This window comes from Nocardia sp. XZ_19_385 (assembly GCF_015355755.1).
Lineage (GTDB): Bacteria > Actinomycetota > Actinomycetes > Mycobacteriales > Mycobacteriaceae > Nocardia.
In genome coordinates this window covers 1,740,088-1,760,289 of record NZ_JACVEE010000001.1, presented here as the reverse complement: position 1 = coordinate 1,760,289, position 20,202 = coordinate 1,740,088, and the positions used below count along the sequence as shown (strand labels likewise).

The window sequence follows — 20,202 nt, the reverse complement described above, 5'->3', positions numbered from 1 at the left end:
GGCACATAGACTCTTGCCCAATGTGGGTTTACCGTGGTACCTAGTCGGTCCGACGACGGGCCATTAGTCTGCGGAGGATTCAATGAACAAGGCGGAACTGATCGACGTTCTGACCGAAAAGTTGGGTACGGACAGGCGCACGGCTACCGCGGCAGTCGAGCATGTTGTCGACACCATCGTTCGCGCGGTTCACAAAGGCCAGAGCGTCACCATCACCGGCTTCGGTGTCTTCGAACAGCGCAAGCGTGCGGCCCGTGTGGCCCGGAACCCGCGCACCGGCGAAACCGTCAAGGTTAAGCCGACTTCGGTGCCCGCGTTCCGTCCCGGCGCCCAGTTCAAGGCCGTCATCGCGGGTAAGCAGAAGCTCGCCGCGAGCGGTCCTGCGGTCAAGCGGGGCGTGAATGCGCCTGTGGCGGCTAAGAAGGCGGCCAAGAAGACGGCGGCGAAGAAGACCACCGCCAAGAAGGCCACCGGACCGGCCAAGAAGGCTGCGAAGAAGGCTCCCGCAAAGACGGCCGCTCGCAAGGCGACTGCCACCAAGACGGCGGCCAAGAAGGCCCCCGCCAAGAAGACGGTCGCCAAGAAGACCGCTGTCAAGAAGGCGCCGGCCAAGAAGGTTGTTGCCAAGAAGACGGTCGCCAAGAAGACCGCCGCGAAGAAGGCTCCTGCGAAGAAGACCACCGCCAAGAAGGTCACCGCTCGTCGCGGTCGCTGATCGCCTCTTCAGGCAACACCGTTCGACAAACGCGGCACGGTTCCTACTGCGCCGCTAGGTAATTCACTGCCGAGGCAGTCGAATCACCTGATGCACCGACTGAAAGTGGCCCTGAGGTTCATCCTCGGGGCCACTTTCGTTTTGTAAGTATGGAGTCGAATCAGCTTGCGGCGTCGGACTTCACGACGTCGGTGGACAGCGATCGGTCCATATGGTCGGCCGCGACCAGCTTCCCGTCGACGAACGACAGCACCCACGCACTACCCTTGCGGTTGCGCGCGGAGGGCAGCGTCACGCCGTCCCGCTCGGCCCACCACGCCAGCAGATCGGGAATCACCTTGCCCTGACTGCACACAACGCGCACCGCGGAATCTGAAACAAGGCTGACCACGCGGGCCCGGGCCTCGTCTTTCGCTGCCGCATAACCGGTTTCGGAAAGCAGGGGTTCCAGAGTTATTGGTACGCCCAGTTTCTCGGCCAACGGCTGCACCGTCTGCACACACCGCGCCGGATCGGCGGAGAACACCTCGGATGCGCCGAACGCCAACAGGTTCGGCACCAGGCCCTGTGCCTGGCTCTGACCGGCCCGCTCCAGCGGTCGTTCGGCATCGGGACCGTCGAACCGATCGCGCCGGCCGGCCTTCGCGTGCCGCACCAGCAGCAGCGTGCTGGTGCGCGCCGGCAGCCGGGTGAACGAGCGCAGGACCTGCCGATCCATCGGATAGGACAGCTGATCCTGCACCTTGTCCAAGGTGTACCAACTGAGCTGGTCCACTTCGGAATTGGCGCTGAAGGCGCCGCCGGCCACCTCGGCGGACCAGTAGTCCACCCGCTTGAGCTTGCGATGGCCGGGAATCGGATAGGTGACGTGCCCGAGGTAGCGGCCGAGCCGGCAGTCCAGCCCGGTTTCCTCGCCGACCTCGCGCACCGCCGCGATCACCGGGGTCTCACCGGGATCGAGCTTGCCCTTCGGCAGCGACCAGTCCATGTACTTCGGACGGTGCACCACGGCGATCTCCACCGCTCCGGAATCCGCCGCCCGGCGCCACAACACCGCGCCGGCGGCGTGAATGTTGGCGCGCACACGGGGATCCCAGAACGGCTCGCCGTTCTCTTCGTAACCGGTCTTCACCGCTGATCAGGTCTCCGCAATCGCATCAGGAACTCTTGGTGGTCACGCACGCGCACGCCGTTGGGGTTCTCCCCGACTCCGGTCGGCCAGGCGTGCCAACTGCCATCGGACTGGAGTACCCAGCAGCGGGTCTCCGGATTCAACGCCGAGTCGAACACATCGCCGAGTTGGTCGGCCAAGCGCCGATCCTTCACCTGCACCATGACTTCCACGCGCCGGTCCAGATTGCGGTGCATCATGTCGGCACTGCCGATCCAGTACTGGTCCTGAGCCTGGAAGTGCATGACCCGGGAATGCTCCAGGTAGCGGCCGAGAATCGAGCGCACCTCGATGTTTTCGCTCATGCCGGGCACGCCGGGGCGCAGGCCGCAGATGCCGCGCACCACGATCTGCACCGGGACACCGGCCTGCGAGGCACGGTAGAGCGCGTCGATCACCTGTTCGTCGACGATCGCGTTGGCCTTCATACGGATTCGCGCCGGCTCGCCCTGGCGGGCCAATTCGGTCTCACGTTCGATTCGTTCGATGATGCCCTGGCGCACACCCTGGGGTGCGACGAGCAGATTGCGGTAGTTCGCCTTACGCGAGTAACCGGTCAGCGAATTGAACAGGTCGGTCAGGTCGGCGCCGATTTCCGGTGCGGCGGTGAGTAATCCGACGTCCTCGTAGAGCCGCGCGGTCTTCGGGTTGTAGTTGCCGGTGCCGATATGGCAGTAGCGGCGGATGGTCGCGCCTTCGCGCCGCACCACCAGACAGGTCTTGCAGTGCGTCTTGAGGCCGATCAAGCCGTAGACGACGTGCACGCCGGCCTGCTCCAGGGCGCGGGCCCATTTGATGTTGGCCTGTTCGTCGAAGCGGGCCTTGATCTCGACCAGCGCCACCACCTGCTTGCCGGCCTCGGCGGCGTCGATGAGCGCGTTGACGATCGGGGAGTCACCGGAGGTGCGGTACAGCGTCTGCTTGATGGCGAGTACCTGCGGGTCGGCCGCGGCCTGCTCGATGAAGCGCTGCACGCTGGTGGAGAAGGAATCGTAGGGGTGGTGCACCAGCACATCGCCTTCACGCAGCGCCGCGAACACATTGCGTGGGGTCTCGCGTTCGCCGAAGGCGGGCGGGGTGGCCGGAACGTAGGGGAAATCCTTGAGATTGGGCCGATCGACGCCATATACCTGCCAGAGGCAGGATAGGTCGAGCAGGCCGGGCACCTGGATGACATCGCCGGGGTCGACGTCCAGCTCGCGCAGGAGCAGATCGAGCATGTGCTCGGTCATGTCGTCGGAAACCTCTAGTCGGACAGGCGATCCGAAGCGTCTGCGTGCCAGTTCGCGTTCCAGCGCCTGTAGCAGGTCCTCGTCGCGGTCCTCGTCGACTTCGAAGTCGGCGTTGCGGGTGATCCGGAACGAATGGTGTTCCACCACTTCCATTCCGGGGAACAGCAGATCCAGGTGCGCCGCGATGAGCGCCTCCATCGGCAGGAAAGCCGCGATGGGAGAACCGGATTCGGTGCGGCGCACGCGCACGAAACGATCTACGTTGTCCGGCACCTTCACGCGGGCGAAATGCTCGCCGCCGGTCGCCGAATCCTTCACCGTGACGGCGAGATTGAGGCTCAGGCCGCTGATGTAGGGGAACGGGTGCGCCGGATCCACCGCCAGCGGGGTGAGCACCGGGAAAACCTGATCCTGGAAATACCCGGACAGGCGCTGGCGCTCGTCGTCGTCGAGATCGGACCAGTCGATGATCGCGATGCCCTCGTCGGTGAGCGCGGGCAGCACCGAATTCATGAAGACCCGGGCATGCCGGTCGGCGATCTCCTGGGCGCGGGTCGCGATCAGCTCCAGCTGCTCGCTGGGGGAGCGGCCGTCGGCCGAACGCACCGTCAGGCCGGTCTCGGCGCGGCGCTTGAGGCCCGCGACGCGGACCATATAGAACTCGTCCAGATTGGAGGCGAAGATCGCCAGGAATTTCGCGCGTTCCAGCAGCGGCAGCGAGGCGTCCTCGGCGAGGGCGAGCACCCGGGCGTTGAAGTCCAGCCAACTCAGTTCGCGATTGAGGTAGCGATCACGGGGCAACCGCTGCGCCTCGGGGTCGGCCGACAGCCGCGTCGCGGCAGGCGGTGGCGTCGGCAGCAACTGCTGCTTGACGATTTCCGTATCACTCACGCTCTCGATCATCCCTTACTTCGGGCGCTGCGTGCAGGTCGACACCCGCCAATGCAGTGCGTCTCACGTCCGTTGGCGATCAACTAGCACACGCGGCGAACAGCTTCGTGAACCTCGGGCGACCAGCTGATTTCACGCAGGAGAGCACGAGTGGCCGCGCCGGCGCCGAGCGCGACGGCGGCGTCGAGATCGGCCGCGGTGTCGACATCCAGACGTAGCCCTGGCCAGTCACCAACCAGATCGATGGCGCCCGCGGCGCGGTGTGCGCGCGCCGAGTCGGGGCCGAAGCGTGGATCCAGTGTCAAGGTGCCGTCGCCGACGAACAGGGCGGCCGTGCCGGTGCCCGCGTGATCGACGACGACAGAGCGCTTTCCGGCGGGGGCGGTGGACAGCATGTCGGCGAGTTCGTCCGGGCACAGCGCGGGTAGGTCGGCCTGGAGGGCGAGCAGTTCGACAGGTCCGTGCTGGGCCCGCAGGGCTGCGGCCGCATCGGCGAGCGCGCTGTTCAGATCGGCCGCCGTCCGCGGCTCCGGATGGACGACCGCGCCGAGGCCGCGCGTCAGGGCCGCGACCGCCGGATCCGGGGTGACCACGGTGACCGAGCCGATCCGCGGCACCGCCACCGCGGCGGTCACGGTGTCGGCCAGCATGGCGAGCACCAGCCGCGCCCGGTGTTCGGGGCGCAGGCGGTCGGCCAGTCGGCTCTTGGCCAGATCGAGGTTCTTCACGGCGATCACGGCGTGCACGGAGTGCGGACGCATAAGGCCAATCCTTCCATGCCATCCCGCATGGCATATTGGGCAGATGACAAGGGCGGCAGTAATGGGTGCGGGTTCGTGGGGGACCGCGTTCGCGAAGGTATTGGCAGACGCGGGCACGGAGGTGACGATCTGGGCGCGCCGGCCCGAGGTCGCGCACGCACTGGCCACCGAGCATCGCAATCCGTCCTATCTCACCGATGTGCAACTGCCCGCGGTCGCTGCGACTTCCGATCACGAGGAGGCGCTCGAGGGTGCGCAGATCGTGGTACTGGCGGTCCCGTCTCAGACTTTGCGGGCAAATCTCGAGAAGTGGAACAGCGCGCTGGAGCGGGCGGTGGCGGGGCAGGACGCCACCCTGCTGAGCCTGGCCAAGGGCATCGAGACCGGCACTCTGCTCCGGATGAGTCAGGTGATCGAGCAGGTCACCGGCAACGATCCGAGCCGGATCGCGGTGCTCTCGGGGCCGAATCTGGCCGGTGAGATCGCGGCCGGGCAGCCCGCGGCAGCGGTGGTCGCCTGTTCCGACGCCGACCGTGCTGCTGCGGTGCAGCGCGCCTGTGCCACCGGATACTTCCGGCCCTACACCAACACCGATGTGATCGGCGCGGAGATCGGTGGCGCCTGTAAGAACGTCATCGCGATCGCGACCGGTATCGCCTCGGGTATGGGTCTGGGCTATAACACCAGGGCCAGCCTGATTACCCGGGGTCTCGCCGAGGTCATGCGGCTCGGGGTGGCGGTCGGCGCGGACCCGGTCACCCTGGCCGGACTGGCCGGGGTCGGCGATCTGGTGGCGACCTGCACTTCCTCGGACTCGCGCAACTATTCCTTCGGATACGTGCTCGGCCAGGGTAAGTCCATGGACGCCGCCCAGGAAGCCACTCATGGCCAGGTCGCGGAGGGTGTGAAGTCCTGCACATCGGTGCGGGCGCTGGCCGAGGTGCACGGGGTGGAGATGCCGCTGACGAATGCCGTGCACCAGGTCTGTCATGAGGGTGTGTCGGTGGCCGAGGCGGTCGGGATCCTGCTCGGCAGGCAGATCAAACCGGAGCGTTAATCGTCTGGGCCAGGAGGATTACGGCCGCCCAGACCGGGTACGGTTTCAGCCATGACGAACCGGATCCGGGTGGCTGTGGTCTTCGGCGGACGCAGCAACGAGCACGAAGTGTCGTGCCGGTCCGCCGGCAGCGTGCTGCGCAATCTGGACCCGGACAAGTACGAGGCGGTGCCGATCGGCATCACCCGCGAAGGCAGTTGGGTGCTGGGCGGTTCCGAGGTCGCCGCGATGGGACTGCCGGACGCCGACGGTAAGGCCGCGCTGCCGTCGGTGAACGCCGCGGGCGCCGCGCTCACCTTGACCACCGACCCCAAGCGGGCAGGTCAGCTGGTGGCCCTCGACGAGGCGCCGGTCGCCGAACTCGGTTCGGTCGACGTGGTTTTCCCGATCCTGCACGGACCCTTCGGCGAGGACGGCACCCTGCAGGGCATGCTCGAATTGGCGGGCGTGCCGTATGTGGGGCCGGGCGTGCTGGCCAGCGCGGCGGGCATGGACAAGGAATTCACCAAGAAGCTGTTCGCCGCCGAGGGACTGCCGGTCGGCGTCCAGGTCGTGCTGCGGCCCGGCACCAAAACGCTCACCGACACCGAGCGCGACCGGCTCGGACTGCCGGTATTCGTGAAGCCCGCGCGGGCGGGGTCGTCCATCGGCATCACCAAGGTCACCGACTGGGACGATCTGGAGGCCGCCATCGGCCTTGCGCGCGAACACGATCCGAAGGTGATCATCGAGGCGGGCATCGTCGGCCGCGAGGTCGAGTGCGCGGTGCTGGAATTCCCGGACGGTCGCATCGAGGCCAGCGTGGTCGCCGAGATCCTGATGCCCGAAGCCGACGCGACCACGCCGGAGTTCTACGACTTCGACACCAAATACATCGATGACGTCTGCGAATTCGATGTGCCGGCCAAGCTGGACGACGAGATGTCGGACCAGATCCGGGAACTCGCGGTGCAGGCCTTCCGGGCGCTGGACTGCCAGGGGCTGGCGCGGGTGGATTTCTTCGTCACCGCGGACGGTCCGGTGATCAACGAGATCAACACGATGCCGGGGTTTACTTCGATTTCGCTGTACCCGCGCATGTGGGAGGCGACCGGAATCGACTACACCACACTGATTTCCACGCTGATCGATACTGCGATCGCGCGCGGAACTGGTCTTCGTTGATCCAGCGCGCGTTCGCGGGGTAGGTCAGTTGGGTATGGGGCCCGGATCGATTGGCTTCTCCGGCATGGCCTTCTTGATCGTGTCCGAGACCTCTTGCAGTGGCGTGGGGCCGGAGCCGTCGGGGACTGTCAGGGCCACATAGGTTTCGCGGTCGACTGCGAACCAGGTGCTGGTTTTTGCGGTTTGGTCGCGGGCTTCGAACCACTGGACGCCGTTGACGATTTGCAGGCCAGAGGCGCGGTTGAAGTCGAGGGGGCGGTCCAGGCCGCAGCGTAGGACGATCGGGTTGCCGCCTTCGGGGAGCTGCCAGGCGCGGGTGCCTGGGGGTTGTGGGTCGACCAGTTGGGAGTGGGTGTAGTCGCCGAGGGTTGAGGGGAGGGTGGGCAGCAGGGCGGTGCAGGCGGGGCCCTCTGCGGCGGGCGCGGGGACGGGGCCGAGTACCAGGGGGTCGCGTTCGACTGGGCCGCGGCTGGCCATGACCGCTGCGACCAGGACGCCGACGACGAGCATGATCGGCAAGGCGACAGCGCTGGCGACCAAGGCGGGCGGGTACGAGTGCGCGCGGGGCTCCTCGGCCGGGCTGTTTTCCGGCTTGGACAAACCGGGGGCCGACTCCGCCTCGTTGGCGGTCTTGTCGATCCTCGGTTCCGAATCGCTGTCCGGCTCCTGCGCCGCCATGTGTGCCGGTCCTTCCCTGCTCGGTAGTCTCGATTGCCCTGGACAATGTACCGTCGTCCGGATTTCAGCCAGTACGACGCCGGAAGGGGCGGGTCATCAGCGACAGCAGTGGAGGATGGCAAGCCGTGGATCCGACGGAGCCGCTGGGCCGGGTGCGGCCGCAGACGGTGCGGGAGCTCGGGGAGTTCGCGCTGATCGAGCGGATCAACGCGGGGCGCGTGCAGGCGCCGGCGGTGCTGCTCGGTCCGGGTGACGACGCCGCGCTGGTGGCCGCGCCGGACGGCCGGTTCGTGGTCAGCACCGACATGCTCATCGAGGGGCGGCATTTCCGGCTGGACTGGTCGAGCCCGCACGACATCGGCCGGAAGGCAATCGCGCAGAATGCCGCCGACGTGGTCGCCATGGGTGCGGCGCCGACCGCGTTCGTGGTGGCGCTGGGGTGTCCCGCCGAAACGCCGGTGGAGGTGGTCGACGGACTGACCGAAGGGATGTGGGCCGAAGCCGGTCGCGCCGGTGGTTCCATCGCGGGTGGTGACCTGGTGCGCAGCCCCCGCCTGGTGATCTCGGTGACCGCGTTCGGTGACCTGCGCGGTCACCCGCCGATCACCAGATCCGGTGCGCGCGTGGGTGATGTGATCGCGGTGGCGGGCCGGCTGGGCTGGTCGGGCGCGGGTCTGGCGGTACTCGCCGCCGGGGCCGAGATCGAACCGTCCGCGGATCTGGTTGCCGCGCACCGCGCTCCGCGCCCGCCCTACGGCGCCGTGCTGGACGAGCCGTCCCGGCCGAACGCGCTGACCGATGTCTCCGACGGACTGCTCGCCGATCTCGGGCATATCGCCGACGCCTCCGGAATCGCCATCGATCTGGATTCGGCCGCGCTGTGGGATCCGGCGCTGGAGGCGCTGGCCGAACGTCTCGCGGTCGAGGTCGCGCTGGATGTCGATGCGGCGCAATGGGTTCTGGCCGGGGGCGAGGACCACGCGTTCGTCGCGGCCTGGCCGCCGGGCTCCGAACTGCCGCTGGGGTGGCGGCGGATCGGGCGGGCACTGGCCGGTCAGGGCGTCACCGTGGACGGTTTGCGACAGCCCGGCAACGGCGGCTGGGAATCGTTCAGTGGGGCGGACTCGGACCGCCGGTAGGCCTGGCCCCACATCGGATGCGGAGTCGGTTGGACTTCGGCCCGCCGCGCCGATTAGGTTGTGCGGTCATGGGCGCGCAGAAACCATTGGCGGAAATCATGGATCCGGGCTGGGCGCAGGCACTGGAGCCGGTCGCGGATCAGATCCGGACCATGGGTGAGTTCTTACGCACCGAGAACACCGAGGGCCACGGCTATCTACCCGCCGGTGAGAACGTGCTGCGCGCCTTCCAGCGGCCGTTCGAGAACGTGCGCGTACTGATCGTCGGCCAGGACCCGTACCCGACGCCGGGGCATGCGATGGGCCTGAGTTTCTCTGTGGCGCCGGATGTTTCGCCGATTCCGCGCAGCCTGTCCAATATCTTCGCCGAACTGGCCAAAGATCTCGGCCATCCCGCGCCGTCCTGCGGCGATCTGAGCCCATGGTCGGATCAGGGTGTGCTGCTGCTGAACCGCGTGCTGACGGTGCGTCCGGGTGCGCCCGCCTCGCACCGCGGCAAGGGCTGGGAAGTGGTGACCGAGCAGGCCATTCGCGCGCTCGTCGCGCGGGACGCGCCACTCGTGGCTATCCTCTGGGGCCGTGACGCTTCAACTTTGAAGCCGACCCTGACCGCGGCCGAGGTGCCGTTCATCGAATCGGCGCACCCCTCACCGCTGTCCGCCTCGCGCGGGTTCTTCGGATCCCGGCCGTTCTCGCGGGTGAACGAACTGCTCGACGAATTGGGAGCCGAACCCGTCGACTGGCGGCTGCCCTGACCACCGCACGATCGCACCACCGATAACCGATTGAGGAGCTCTTTGATGCAGACCCGAACCGCCCTCCGTGGCGCCACCGCCGCCTTCGCCCTGTGCGCCGCCCTGGCCGGTGGTAGTGCCGCCGCGAGCGCCGAGCCACTGAAGCTCGAGCCCGCCGCGCCCGAAACCACGGTCCCGGTCTCGGAGCAGATGACCTCCACCGGCTCGTCCACCATCTCCGCCTCGGTGAACGCCAGAATCGCCTGCATCTTCCAGAACACCCTGAGCGGCCACAAGCTCGACTGCTGAGTTCCATAGGGTGAGGCTCATGTAAGTCTCGATTCTCGCTGTGCGATGCTCAGATTGTGAGTAACGCGAACAATCTGCTCGAGCCGGATCGGCTGGCGCTGACCGGCTCGGGTGGAATCGAGCTGGCCGCCGGCCAATTCGGTCCGGCGGACGGCCCGCTCGTCGTCTTCCTGCACGGCGGCGGCCAGACCCGGCATTCCTGGAAGCAGACCGGCGCGAAGCTCGGTGCGGCCGGAATGCGCGTGGTCACTCTCGATGCCCGCGGGCACGGTGACAGCCAGTGGGCTCCCGACCGCGACTACAAGCGCTCCACCATGGTCGCCGACCTGCTCGCCGTGCTCGATCAGCTCGGCGCGACCCCCGAGAACGGCGCGGTCGTCGTCGGCGCGAGCATGGGCGGCATCACCGGTCTGATCGCCACCGCGGTACCCGGCGCGCCGATCCGCGCGCTCGTCCTCGTCGACATCGTCACTCGCCCGGAGCAAGAAGGCGTTTCGCGCGTGCTCGACTTTCTCGGCAAGCACCGCGACGGCTTCGACACCCTCGACCAGGCCGCCGCGGCGGTCGCCCAGTACCTCCCGCACCGCCCGCGCCCGAAGAGCACCGAGGGCCTCATGCGCAATCTGCGGGAACGCGACGGCCGCTTCTACTGGCATTGGGATCCGGACATGCTGCGTGACCGCGTCGAGGACCCGACCGCGATGATCGGCGATATGGAAGCCGCTGCCCGCGAGCTCACCATGCCGGTGCTGCTGGTGCGCGGCCTGCGCTCGGACGTGGTCAGCGCCGAGGGCGCGGCGCAGTTCCAGGAACTCGTCCCGCACGTCCAGATCGCCGAAATCGGCGGCGCCGCACACACCGCCGCCGGCGACGACAACGACGCCTTCACCGACGCCGTCGCCCAGTTCGTCTTGGACGCCTCCTAGTTCAGGCGAGGCAGAATGTCGCGGTGACGGTCGCGTAGAGGGGTATCGCGTCCGAGGAATGAGCGGAGGCGATGACCATGGACATGGATCGTCCCGCGACGGACCGATAGGCGAAGGCCAGGTAGCCGAGCAGTTCGCCGCCGTGACCCCAGACCGGCTCGCCGCACGGCGGTTCGAAGCGCTGGAGGCCGAGGCCGTAGTGGAATCCCAGGCCCATCGGCACCGTCCGCATCATCTCGGCGAGCGACCGTTCACTCGTCAGCCTGCCGGTGAGCAGAGCACCGAGAAAAGTGTCGAGATCTGCTGTGGTGGACAGCATTTCGCCCGCTGCCCAGTCCAGTGCGGGATTCATCTCCGTGACATCGGCGGTTGTGCCGTCGTCGAGTGTTCGGTGGGCGCGGATCGCCGGGGCCGGTATGGCTGGGTCGGCACCCGGAATAGTGGTGTGGGACAGCTGTAATGGGTGCAGGATTCGGCGGGTGATCTCGTCGCCATAGCCGTTCCCCGTGACGTGTTCGATCAGCGTCCCCAGCACGATGTAGTTGGTGTTGGAGTAGCGGAACCGGCTACCGGGTGCGAAATAGGGCTCCTGGCGAAAAGCCGAGTCCAGCAGTTGCTGTGGCCGGTATCCGGTGAAGCGCTCGGCGCCGCGCCAGCGATTGGTCGACATGCCAGGGTTCTTCATGTAGTCGTACAGGCCGCTGGTGTGGTTGAGCAACTGCCGCACCGTGATTCGCTCCCCGCCGGGAACAACGTCAGGCAATTGGTCGGCAATCGTGCCGTCCAGCGTGATTCGGCCCTCGTCCACCAGTTGGAGCACCACCGTGGCGACGAAGGTTTTGGTGATACTGCCGATTCGGAAGCGGCTGGTATCACCCAGCGGTCCGTCGTGCGTGACACCGGTGCCGTTCGACACCCACACTTGCGATCGGCCCGAATCCGAAACCCGCAGCACCACGTCGGTATTCGTCCATCCGGCCGTACGCCGCACGGTGAAGGCGAGGACCTGCTCGCGCTGCGTGACGAGGACCAGCACAAATATCAGCACCGACGCGAGGATGGCCGCGCCTGCCAGCATCGCGATTCGAAACAGCTTCTTCCGCATGCCTCGACGCTAAGGACCGGCCGCCGCGATGACGATGCGGTAAGCCCCTCGCCTTACTGCGGAAAACCACACCCCGCCGGGTGCGGGTGCACCGCCGGCGCCGGGTGGCTCGCACCAGTGTCCGGGCCGCACGGCATTCGTAGCGTCGAGAACATGGATATGGCAATGGATTCAACCGGTAGCGAACTCTCCGGAATCGCAGGCTGGGCGGTGCGGGTAATGGAGACCATGGGCAGTCCCGGGGCGGGCATCGCGATCGCCCTGGAAAACTTGTTCCCGCCGTTGCCGAGTGAGGTGATCCTGCCGTTGGCCGGATTCACTGCCAGCCGGGGCGAATTCAGCCTGGCCGAGGCGCTGCTGTGGACGACGGCGGGCTCGGTCGTCGGCGCCCTCGTGCTCTACGGCCTCGGTGCGCTGCTCGGCCGCGACCGGTTGCGGCTCATCGTGGCGCGGATGCCCCTGATGCGTGTCTCGGACGTCGACAAAGCCGAGGCCTGGTTCGAGCGGCACGGCACCAAGGCGGTCTTCTTCGGGCGGATGATCCCGCTGTTTCGCAGCCTGATCTCGATACCGGCCGGCATCGAGCGAATGAACCTGGTCCGCTTCACCGCGCTCACGACCGCGGGCAGCCTGATCTGGAACTCGATCTTCGTGCTCGCGGGCTACTACCTCGGCGAGAACTGGGACGCGGTGCAGCTCTACGCCGACGTATTGCAGAAGTTCGTGATCCTCGCCGTCCTGGTCGCCGTCACGATCTTCGTGGTGCGCCGGGTGCGTGGGCCGCGGCGCGGGCGGCACGAGAGAATCGGGGGATGACGACACCGCCCACCGCGATCCCGCCCCGGGGAGCGCGCCGCGCGGGCCAGGTCGCCATGGGCCTGGGGCTGAGTGTGCTGATGATCCCGGTGGACCTCGCCGGCGCACTCGGCGGGTTGTTCTCACCGCGCGCGTCGGGGCCGGTCGTCGCGCTGGAGCAGGCCAGGCTGGCGCAGCTGGCGAGCGCCGGGCTGCGCGGTCGTCCGGCGGGTCCTCGTGCGGCGGGGTACCTGGCGGTGCGCGCGCTGGTCGGCGCGCTGACCGCGATCATTCTGGCGATGATCGGCGCGGGGATCGTGGTCACGGTGAGCGTGCTGATCGGCGCCGCGACGGGCGGCGCGGTCCCGCTCATGGACGCCCCGGAGCCCGGCCGGGTGACGTGGACGACCGTCGCCGTGCTGATGCTGCCCGGCCTGGTGCTGGGCTACCTGGGCGGGCAGGGGCTCGTCGGCCTGGTCGGCATGGAGGTGCGCCTGTGGAATCTGTTCTCCCGGCCGGGTTCTGGTGAATTGGAGCAGCGCGTCGTCCGGCTGACCTCGGCGCGGGCCGAGGTGATCGACGCGATCGACGAGGAGCGACGGCGCATCGAACGGGATATCCATGACGGTGTCCAGCAACGCGTGGTGGCCCTGTCGATTCTGCTCGGCCGGGCCGAACGTGAAACCGAACCGGGGGAGCGGGCCGATATGCATCGCCGGGCCCTCGCGGAGACGCGCAATATCCTCGACGATCTGCGCGCGGTCTCCTGGCGGATCTATCCCGCCATGCTGGACCGCGACGGACTGCGCAGCGCGTTGGACGCCCTGGCCGATCGCACGCCGGTGCCGACGCACGTCGACTACCGGGTCACACAACGGCCGCCCCGGCTGGTGGAGTCGGCGTGCTATTTCACTGCGAGCGAGGCGATCACGAACGTCATCAAGCATGCCGCGGCGCAGCGCGTCGACATCGCGGTCACGCAGGGTGCGGGTCTACTCACCATGGTCGTCCGCGACGACGGCCACGGTGGGGCGGATCCGATGGGCCACGGCCTCAGCGGCATCGCCGCGCGGATCACCGCACTCGACGGGACGATGGCGATCGACAGCCCGGCGGGCGGCCCGACGACTATTCGAGTGGAGGTGCCGTGCGCATAACGCTGGCCGACGACTCCGCGCTGCTGCGCGAGAGCATCGCCCAATTGCTCACCGCGGAGGGCCACGAGATCATCGACTCGGTCGGCACCGCCACCGAACTGCTTGCCGCCGTGGGGATTCGGCAACCCGATCTGGTCATCGCCGATGTCCGGATGCCGCCCGACCATATCGACGAAGGCATCCGGGCCGCGCTGGAGATCCGGGCCCGCTGGCCGGGCGTAGCCGTTCTCGTCCTCTCGCAGTACATCGAAAGGCGTTACGCGACAGAGTTTTTGACCGGCACCGGCGGCATCGGATATCTGCTCAAGGACCGAGTTTCGGCGATCGACGCCTTCCTCGACGCCATCGAGCGGGTCGGCGCCGGCGGCACCGCGTTCGATCCGGAGGTGGTGCGGCAGCTGCTGCTGCACAGCCGCGCCGAATCGCCGCTGAATCGCCTCACCGAGCGCGAGCGCACGGTACTCACGCTGATGGCGGAGGGGCACAGCAATTCCGCGATCTGCGACGAGCTGTACATCACCCGCAGCGCGGTGGAGAAACACATCAACGCGATCTTCACCAAGCTCGACCTGCCGCCGGGCGCCGCGCACAATCGCCGCGTGCTGGCGATCCTGGAGTACCTGCGCGCCGACGCGTCCGACGGCTGAGCCGCGGCTAGTTCGCCTTGGTGTAGTCCGGCTTGCGCTTCTCCACGAACGCGTCGACGCCTTCGGTCCCCGCCGGAGTGCTCGCGGCGGCGGCGATGGCGTCGCGTTCGGCGTCGAGCTGATTGCTCAACGACGCGGAGACCGACTGGGCCAGCAGGGTTTTCATGGTGGCGTAGGTGGAACGTGGTCCGGCGGCGAGGGTTTGGGCCAGGGTCAGGGCCGTGGCGCGGACTTCGTCATCGGCGACCAAGCGACTGAGGAGACCGAGACGCGCCGCCTCGTCGGCGTCGAGAACCGCGTCGGTGAGCAGGATTTCGCGGGCCCGGCCGAGGCCGACGATGCGCGGCAGGGTCCAGGACATGCCGCCGTCGGGGCTCAGGCCGATACCCGGGTAGGCGGGCCGCAGCTTGGTGGAGGGGCCGCCGATGGCGATGTCCGCGGCGCAGACCAGGCTCATGCCCGCGCCGGCGGCCCAGCCCTGCACCCCGACCACCACGGGCACCGGGGTGGCGTCGAGGGCGCGCACGAAATCGTGCAGCGTCGTGGCGAGGGCGTGGATATGGGAGGAGCGGTCCTCGGCGGCGGCGAATCCGCGCACGTTGCCGCCCGCGCAGAAGTTCGCGCCGGTTCCGGTGAGCAGCACCGCACCCACCTCGGGGTCGAGGCCCTTCAGCGCGGCGGTGCCCGCCTCGATCCCGGCGAAGTCCATGGACGTGCCCGCGGCGGAGGTGGCGATGGTGATCTGCAGGACGCCGTCGGCGATCGACACGTATTCGGTGCTCATGTCCTGCACACTAATGGGCCCGAGGTGGGACGGGTTTCAGCGGCCGGGGCGCACCATGCGGACCTGCATGGCCGGGCTGAATTCCTCCACCTTGCGGGCGCCGTCGAGCTCGAAACCGTGTTTGCGGTAGAAGGCTTGGGCGCGCGGGTTCTCCTCGAAGACCCACAGCGAACACGAGGCTGCCGGGTCGACCGCGGCCTGGAGTAGTTCGTCCGCGACTCCGGTGCCGTGCCAAGGGGACCGCACATAGATGGCGTTGAGCTCGATGGCGGCGACTGCGGTTTCGCCGCGGTTCGGTGCGGCTACGGCGAATCCGATGACGGTGTCGTCGACCACCGCCACATGCAGGCAGCCGGGATTCCTGATCCGGTCACGCTCCCACCGCTGGGTCAGCCGCTCCACGTCGAAGGCCGCGAGCACGTGCTCGGGCACCAGCCCCTGATAGGCCGCACGCCAGCACGCGATGTGGCATTCCGCCAGGCCACGCGTGTGCTCGGCCGTGAGCGGGCGGATCTGCCAGCGGTTCATGGCTGAGAAGTATCCCGCACAGTGCGATTGCCGTCACTCTCGCGCCCCGGCGTCCGTGCCCGAATTGCCGGGACTATACCCAAATTGGTTAATGGAAGGTTACTTCCGCCTGAAAGGTTCCTCTCGCAGATATTCAGCCTTGCAAACGAGTTGTAGTGTCCGATCATCGCAGCGCCGCGATTCTCGATCTCCAATTTCACCGGGCGGCGAAGTGATCAGGGCCACTTCCGAAAACCCTTGCCGTGGTTCGCAATGAGTGCGAGTCTGCGGCTCACCCGGTACCTCCGCAAAAGCACTTCTCTTTTGATAGGTGGTCGAAATGGCCGATCTGTTGATGAATGAATTCCACGGCGATATTCGCACCTGGTCCACACCGCATTGGAGCGTGCCGGACCTGATTGCCGCGAAACGCGGGCGAACGGTGTCGGTGGTGCTGCCCGCGCTGAACGAGGAAGCCACCGTGGGCGATGTCGTCCGCGCGGTGCGATGCCTGCCCGCCGGACTGGTCGACGAATTGATCGTGATGGATTCCGGCTCCTCCGATGCCACGATGCGCGTCGCCGCCGCCGCCGGCGCGACCGTGGTGAGCCGGGAGGCAGTACTGCCCGACCATCCACCCGTGCCCGGCAAAGGCGAGGTGCTGTGGCGTTCCCTGGCGGTAGCCTCCGGCGACATCGTGATGTTCATGGATTCCGATCTCATCGATCCGGATCCGCAATTCGTGCCCAAACTCATCGGGCCGCTGCTGCTGGATGAATCCCTCGTCTTCAGCAAGGCCTATTACCGTCGGCCGTTGCTCGTCGGCGAGACATTCGACGAATCCGGCGGCGGCCGGGTGACCGAACTCGTCGCACGGCCCCTGCTGGCGGCGCTGCGGCCCGGCCTGCGCCATGTGGTGCAACCATTGGGCGGCGAATACGCCGCGACCCGGGATGCGCTCGAAAGGCTTTACTTCGCACCGCATTACGGCGTCGAAATCGGTCTGCTGATCGATGTCTACGACACCTACGGGCCGTCGGCCATCGGACAGGTCGATCTGGGTGTGCGTAAGCACCGCAATCGGCCGCTGCACGAATTGGGTGTCATGAGCCGGCAAATTATGGCGACGGCGCTGGAACGGTGCGGACTGCCCGATTCGGGCGCCGGCATCGTCCAGTTCCCGCTCGGCGCAGAAGGTTTCGCGCCGCGAGAATCCGCCCTGCACACCGAGCATCGGCCCCCGATGAACTCGCTGCTGCGGATCGCGTCCTGAACGCCGGCTCCGGAACGAAAGGAGGACTCAACTCATGATGCAGAGCGGGCTCATCGACGACTGGCGGCCCAAGGGCGGCCGGTTGACGATCATTCGTCCCAGCGAGAACGCGCGAGCGGCGGCCATCCGGGCACGCACCGATGACACGCCACCGTCGTTTCAGCAGGACGCCTACCTGGAAATGGCTCGTACCGCCAAGCAGTCGGGCCGCCGATTCGATCGGCTGATCCTGTGCGCCTTCACCCTCGCGGGTGATCCCGATATCGCGGCACTGGTCCGCGCCACCACCGCGGTCGTGCGCCGGCACGACGCCTTCCACAGCTGGTTCGAAATCGATGACACACTCCGGACTCAGCGACGCGTGCTGGCGGCCGAGGATATCGATCTCGTCGCCGATTCCTGGGGCGAGATCGACGGCTTGCTGATCAGCCGCATCGTGCAGCGGGTGACACCGGGCCCGACCAGCTGGGATTGCTTCAGCTTCGCGATCATCGAGCACGGCGGCTCGTTCACCGTGGTCGTGGCCTGCGACCACCTCAACACCGATGCCGTCTCCGGCGGGATCATCGCCGCGGAAGTCGTCCAGCTGTATTTCGACCCGGCCGCCGCGACGCGGCTGGCCGACGTGCCGGTGGCCAGCTATCTGGAGTACTGCGGGCGGGAACGCGCGCAAGCAGCCGAGCTCGCGGCACAGTCGCCGCAGATCACCCAGTGGGCCGATCGTATTCTGGCCAATGGCGGCAAGTTGCCCAGTTTCCCGCTGCCGCTGCGGGATCCGGAGGCCACCGTGACCGCCTCGGCGGCCTCGGATCGGCGCGTGCTGCTGTCGGGTGCATCCGCCGCGGCCTTCGAGGACGAATGCGCTCGGGCCGGAGTGCGCTTGGTGTCCGGTGTGTTCGCCGCAGCCGCCTACGCCGAGTACCAATTATCCGGCCGCACTCGGTATTTCAACCTGTCGCCGAAGAACACCCGCGCCGGTGCGGCCGAGCAGCGCACCGTCGGCTGGTATGCCAGCCTGATCCCGATCGACTTCGAATTCGATCCGGCCGAAGGCTTCGCTGCGACGGCACAGCGCGCTGACGCCGCTTTCACCGCCGGGAAATGGCTGTCGAACGTTTCCCTGCACCGCGTGGTGGAGTTACTGGAAGCGCAGGAGGGTTTCCACGTCCGGCGCGGCTGGGTCGCTCCGATGTTGTCGTTTCTGGACCTGCGGAAGTTGCCCGGCGCCGAGCTTTTCTCCGCGCTCGACTTCTCCTTCTTCGGCAGCCGGGGCACCTCCGAGGAGGTGTACACCTGGGTACAGCGCACCGACGACATGATCTGGGCCGCATCCCTTTTCCCGGACACCCCACTCGCCGCCGGGGCGATGACGCGCTATTGCGACGTGCTGACGCGGGTCATGGAATCGATCGCGCATGCCCGGATCGGCCCGCTCGCGCGGGATGTCGCGTGATGGGCAACCCGTGAGCGCGTTGGCCACCGCCCTCGAAACCCCGCGTCCCACCCGGAAATCGACCGTGTGGGCCGGGGTGGTGGCGGTGTTCATCGCCGTCTTCATGCAGATGGTCGACGCGACGATCGTGACCGTCGCGATTCCGGATATCATCCGGGAGCTCGGGGCGAGCTCGGCCGAATCCTCGCTGATGCTCACCGGGTACACCGTCGCCCTGGCGTGCGCACTGCTGCCGAGTGCGCGCCTGGGGATGCGCTGGGGTCGCGGCGGGTTCTTCACCGCCGCGCTCGCGGTGTTCGTCGGGGCCTCGGTGCTGTGTGGCTTGGCCCCGACTCCGCTCGCGCTGATCGCCGCGCGGGTGTTGCAAGGGGCCGCGGCGGGCGCGGTGTCAGCGCAACCGATCGCGATCATCAGCGCGCGGTTCGCCGATACCGCGCGCCGCAATCTCGCTTTCGCGCTCTACGGTGCGACGGCGGGGACGGCGGCGATGCTGGGACCGCTGCTCGGAGGTGTGCTGCTCGGCACGAATCCCTTCGACCTGTCCTGGCGTTCGATCTTCCTGGTGAATCTGATTCCCGGTGCGGTGGCGCTCGTGCTGGCGGCCCGGCACCTGTGCGGGTCGGTGGTGCGCGAGCGGTGCCCGCTGGACGCGATGGGTGCGGTGCTGGCGACGGCAGGTCTGTTCCTGCTCATTTACGGGCTCTCGATCGGCCGCGAACACCGTTGGTCGCTACCGATTCTCGCGATGCTGGCCGCGGCGATGCTGATCTTCGCCGCGTTCGTTGTTCATGAACGGCGCGAGTCCGCGCGCGGTGGATCACCACTGATCGATCCCGGATTGTTCACCGAGCCAAGGTTTTTCGGCTGGATCATGGCCTGCCTGGTGGTCTACGGTGTCTTCGGCGCGTACCTGTTCACCATGTCGGTGTCGCTCCAGTTCGGGCTCGGCTACAGCGCTTTGCGCACGGGCGTGGCGACGTTGCCGTTCTCGGCGGGCGCGGTCATCGGCGCACTGTCCGCACCCCGGCTGGCCGGGCGGCTCGGTAACCGGATGATCGGGGTCGGCTGTGCGCTGTTCGGTGTGCTGCTCGTCGGCTGGCTGCTGGCGCTGGACTCGTCACCGGCCACGCTGTCGTGGCCGGTCCTGCTGATCCCGTTGATACTCGGCGGACTGGGCGTGGGCGCGGCGGCCGCGCGATTGCAGATCGCGGTCGTCGCGGCCGTCCCGCCCCGGTCCATCGATTCGGCTTCCGGCCTGGTGCCGACCGCACAGCAGGTCGGGAACTCCCTCGGGGTGGCGCTGATCGGCATCCTGTTCTTCCACGCCATCGCCCTCGCAGCGCCTGCGGCCGTGAGCCAGGAGCGTCCCCAGCTGCAGCAGCAACTCACGACGGTCACTCCGTTCGCGCCGAGCATCGCCGACGAATTCGCACGGTGTGCGACGCTCCAGCTGCAATCGCCCACGCCGGAACGAACACCGGACGGCTGTGATCACTCCAACGCCTCGGCGCAGCAGCCCGGCGCGGCCAAGACCGCCGAGCAGGTGACCCCGGTGGTCCAGGCGGCCGCACGAAGTCTCTCGGGAACGGTCTTCGTCACCGCTTTCCGGGCAACGGTGGTCGTCCTACTGGTGCTTGTCTCGCTGACGAGCCTCGGACTGCTGATCCGCCGACGAAAACAGTTGTGAAAAGGGAAACGCCCCGG

Annotated in this window: 20 protein-coding genes; 13 read left to right on the top strand and 7 right to left on the bottom strand. The window is 67.6% G+C overall.

The window, feature by feature from the left end; all coding sequences use genetic code 11:
* Positions 1 to 82 precede the first annotated feature (82 nt).
* On the top strand, positions 83 to 715 hold the full coding sequence (locus IBX22_RS08285) for an HU family DNA-binding protein (RefSeq protein ID WP_194814721.1): 633 nt from the start codon (positions 83 to 85) through the stop codon (positions 713 to 715).
* Positions 716 to 875: 160 nt separating this feature from the next.
* On the opposite strand, the gene IBX22_RS08280 is transcribed toward IBX22_RS08285, so the two are convergent.
* The 3 genes from IBX22_RS08280 to cofC all read right to left on the bottom strand — a co-directional run bounded on the left by IBX22_RS08280 (position 876) and on the right by cofC (position 4,770).
* Positions 876 to 1,847: a bifunctional NUDIX hydrolase/histidine phosphatase family protein gene (locus IBX22_RS08280; protein ID WP_309234486.1), complete on the bottom strand. Its 972-nt coding sequence runs from the start codon at positions 1,845 to 1,847 to the stop codon at positions 876 to 878.
* Entirely contained in the window at positions 1,844 to 4,021 is a 2,178-nt protein-coding gene (locus IBX22_RS08275; RefSeq protein WP_194814720.1) for an RNA degradosome polyphosphate kinase, read from the bottom strand. The genes IBX22_RS08280 and IBX22_RS08275 overlap by 4 nt, the downstream gene beginning before the upstream one ends.
* Positions 4,022 to 4,092: 71 nt before the next feature.
* Positions 4,093 to 4,770 carry a 2-phospho-L-lactate guanylyltransferase gene (gene cofC / locus IBX22_RS08270; protein WP_194814719.1) on the bottom strand — a complete coding sequence of 226 codons (678 nt, stop codon included), beginning with the start codon at positions 4,768 to 4,770 and terminating at the stop codon, positions 4,093 to 4,095.
* Positions 4,771 to 4,813: 43 nt separating this feature from the next.
* Between cofC and IBX22_RS08265 the strand changes: the two genes are divergently transcribed.
* Complete coding sequence (locus IBX22_RS08265; protein ID WP_194814718.1) at positions 4,814 to 5,827, top strand: NAD(P)H-dependent glycerol-3-phosphate dehydrogenase; 1,014 nt, start codon at positions 4,814 to 4,816, stop codon at positions 5,825 to 5,827.
* Between the two features lie 51 nt (positions 5,828 to 5,878).
* A complete protein-coding gene (locus IBX22_RS08260; protein WP_194814717.1) occupies positions 5,879 to 6,991 on the top strand; it encodes a D-alanine--D-alanine ligase family protein in 1,113 nt (370 codons plus the stop codon).
* 24 nt (positions 6,992 to 7,015) lie between these two features.
* Here IBX22_RS08260 and IBX22_RS08255 read toward each other — a convergent pair whose 3' ends face one another.
* Positions 7,016 to 7,669: a DUF3515 domain-containing protein gene (locus tag IBX22_RS08255; RefSeq protein ID WP_194814716.1), complete on the bottom strand. Its 654-nt coding sequence runs from the start codon at positions 7,667 to 7,669 to the stop codon at positions 7,016 to 7,018.
* Between the two features lie 167 nt (positions 7,670 to 7,836).
* On the opposite strand from IBX22_RS08255, the gene IBX22_RS08250 reads away from it, so the two are divergent.
* From IBX22_RS08250 to IBX22_RS08235, 4 genes are all read left to right on the top strand, one after another.
* Positions 7,837 to 8,808, top strand: a complete 972-nt coding sequence (locus IBX22_RS08250; protein WP_194815677.1) for a thiamine-phosphate kinase — start codon at positions 7,837 to 7,839, stop codon at positions 8,806 to 8,808.
* Between the two features lie 68 nt (positions 8,809 to 8,876).
* A complete protein-coding gene (locus IBX22_RS08245; RefSeq protein WP_194814715.1) occupies positions 8,877 to 9,563 on the top strand; it encodes a uracil-DNA glycosylase in 687 nt (228 codons plus the stop codon).
* Between the two features lie 45 nt (positions 9,564 to 9,608).
* Positions 9,609 to 9,851, top strand: a complete 243-nt coding sequence (locus tag IBX22_RS08240; RefSeq protein ID WP_194814714.1) for a hypothetical protein — start codon at positions 9,609 to 9,611, stop codon at positions 9,849 to 9,851.
* 56 nt (positions 9,852 to 9,907) lie between these two features.
* Positions 9,908 to 10,777 carry an alpha/beta fold hydrolase gene (locus IBX22_RS08235; protein ID WP_194814713.1) on the top strand — a complete coding sequence of 290 codons (870 nt, stop codon included), beginning with the start codon at positions 9,908 to 9,910 and terminating at the stop codon, positions 10,775 to 10,777.
* A 1-nt stretch (position 10,778) separates the two neighbouring features.
* Here the strand turns inward: IBX22_RS08235 and IBX22_RS08230 are convergent, their stop codons facing one another.
* Positions 10,779 to 11,882 carry a serine hydrolase gene (locus IBX22_RS08230; protein WP_228538252.1) on the bottom strand — a complete coding sequence of 368 codons (1,104 nt, stop codon included), beginning with the start codon at positions 11,880 to 11,882 and terminating at the stop codon, positions 10,779 to 10,781.
* 159 nt (positions 11,883 to 12,041) lie between these two features.
* Here IBX22_RS08230 and IBX22_RS08225 point away from each other — a divergent pair, with 159 nt between their 5' ends.
* From IBX22_RS08225 to IBX22_RS08215, 3 genes are read left to right on the top strand one after another with little or no spacing between them, the layout of a single operon-like run.
* Entirely contained in the window at positions 12,042 to 12,698 is a 657-nt protein-coding gene (locus IBX22_RS08225) for a DedA family protein (RefSeq protein ID WP_375540227.1), read from the top strand.
* Positions 12,695 to 13,834 carry a sensor histidine kinase gene (locus IBX22_RS08220; RefSeq protein WP_194814711.1) on the top strand — a complete coding sequence of 380 codons (1,140 nt, stop codon included), beginning with the start codon at positions 12,695 to 12,697 and terminating at the stop codon, positions 13,832 to 13,834. The genes IBX22_RS08225 and IBX22_RS08220 overlap by 4 nt, the downstream gene beginning before the upstream one ends.
* Positions 13,825 to 14,481, top strand: a complete 657-nt coding sequence (locus IBX22_RS08215) for a response regulator transcription factor (protein WP_194814710.1) — start codon at positions 13,825 to 13,827, stop codon at positions 14,479 to 14,481. The genes IBX22_RS08220 and IBX22_RS08215 overlap by 10 nt, the downstream gene beginning before the upstream one ends.
* Positions 14,482 to 14,488: 7 nt before the next feature.
* On the opposite strand, the gene IBX22_RS08210 is transcribed toward IBX22_RS08215, so the two are convergent.
* Positions 14,489 to 15,265, bottom strand: coding sequence for an enoyl-CoA hydratase/isomerase family protein (locus IBX22_RS08210; RefSeq protein ID WP_194814709.1), 777 nt, complete (start codon positions 15,263 to 15,265; stop codon positions 14,489 to 14,491).
* Between the two features lie 36 nt (positions 15,266 to 15,301).
* Positions 15,302 to 15,793: a GNAT family N-acetyltransferase gene (locus IBX22_RS08205; protein WP_194814708.1), complete on the bottom strand. Its 492-nt coding sequence runs from the start codon at positions 15,791 to 15,793 to the stop codon at positions 15,302 to 15,304.
* Between the two features lie 319 nt (positions 15,794 to 16,112).
* On the opposite strand from IBX22_RS08205, the gene IBX22_RS08200 reads away from it, so the two are divergent.
* From IBX22_RS08200 to IBX22_RS08190, 3 genes are read left to right on the top strand one after another with little or no spacing between them, the layout of a single operon-like run.
* Positions 16,113 to 17,045 (top strand): glucosyl-3-phosphoglycerate synthase, encoded by a 933-nt coding sequence (locus IBX22_RS08200; protein ID WP_194814707.1) that lies wholly within the window; start codon positions 16,113 to 16,115, stop codon positions 17,043 to 17,045.
* A gap of 34 nt (positions 17,046 to 17,079) precedes the next feature.
* On the top strand, positions 17,080 to 18,498 hold the full coding sequence (locus tag IBX22_RS08195; RefSeq protein ID WP_194814706.1) for a condensation domain-containing protein: 1,419 nt from the start codon (positions 17,080 to 17,082) through the stop codon (positions 18,496 to 18,498).
* 10 nt (positions 18,499 to 18,508) lie between these two features.
* Complete coding sequence (locus IBX22_RS08190; RefSeq protein ID WP_194814705.1) at positions 18,509 to 20,185, top strand: MFS transporter; 1,677 nt, start codon at positions 18,509 to 18,511, stop codon at positions 20,183 to 20,185.
* Positions 20,186 to 20,202: the final 17 nt, after the last annotated feature.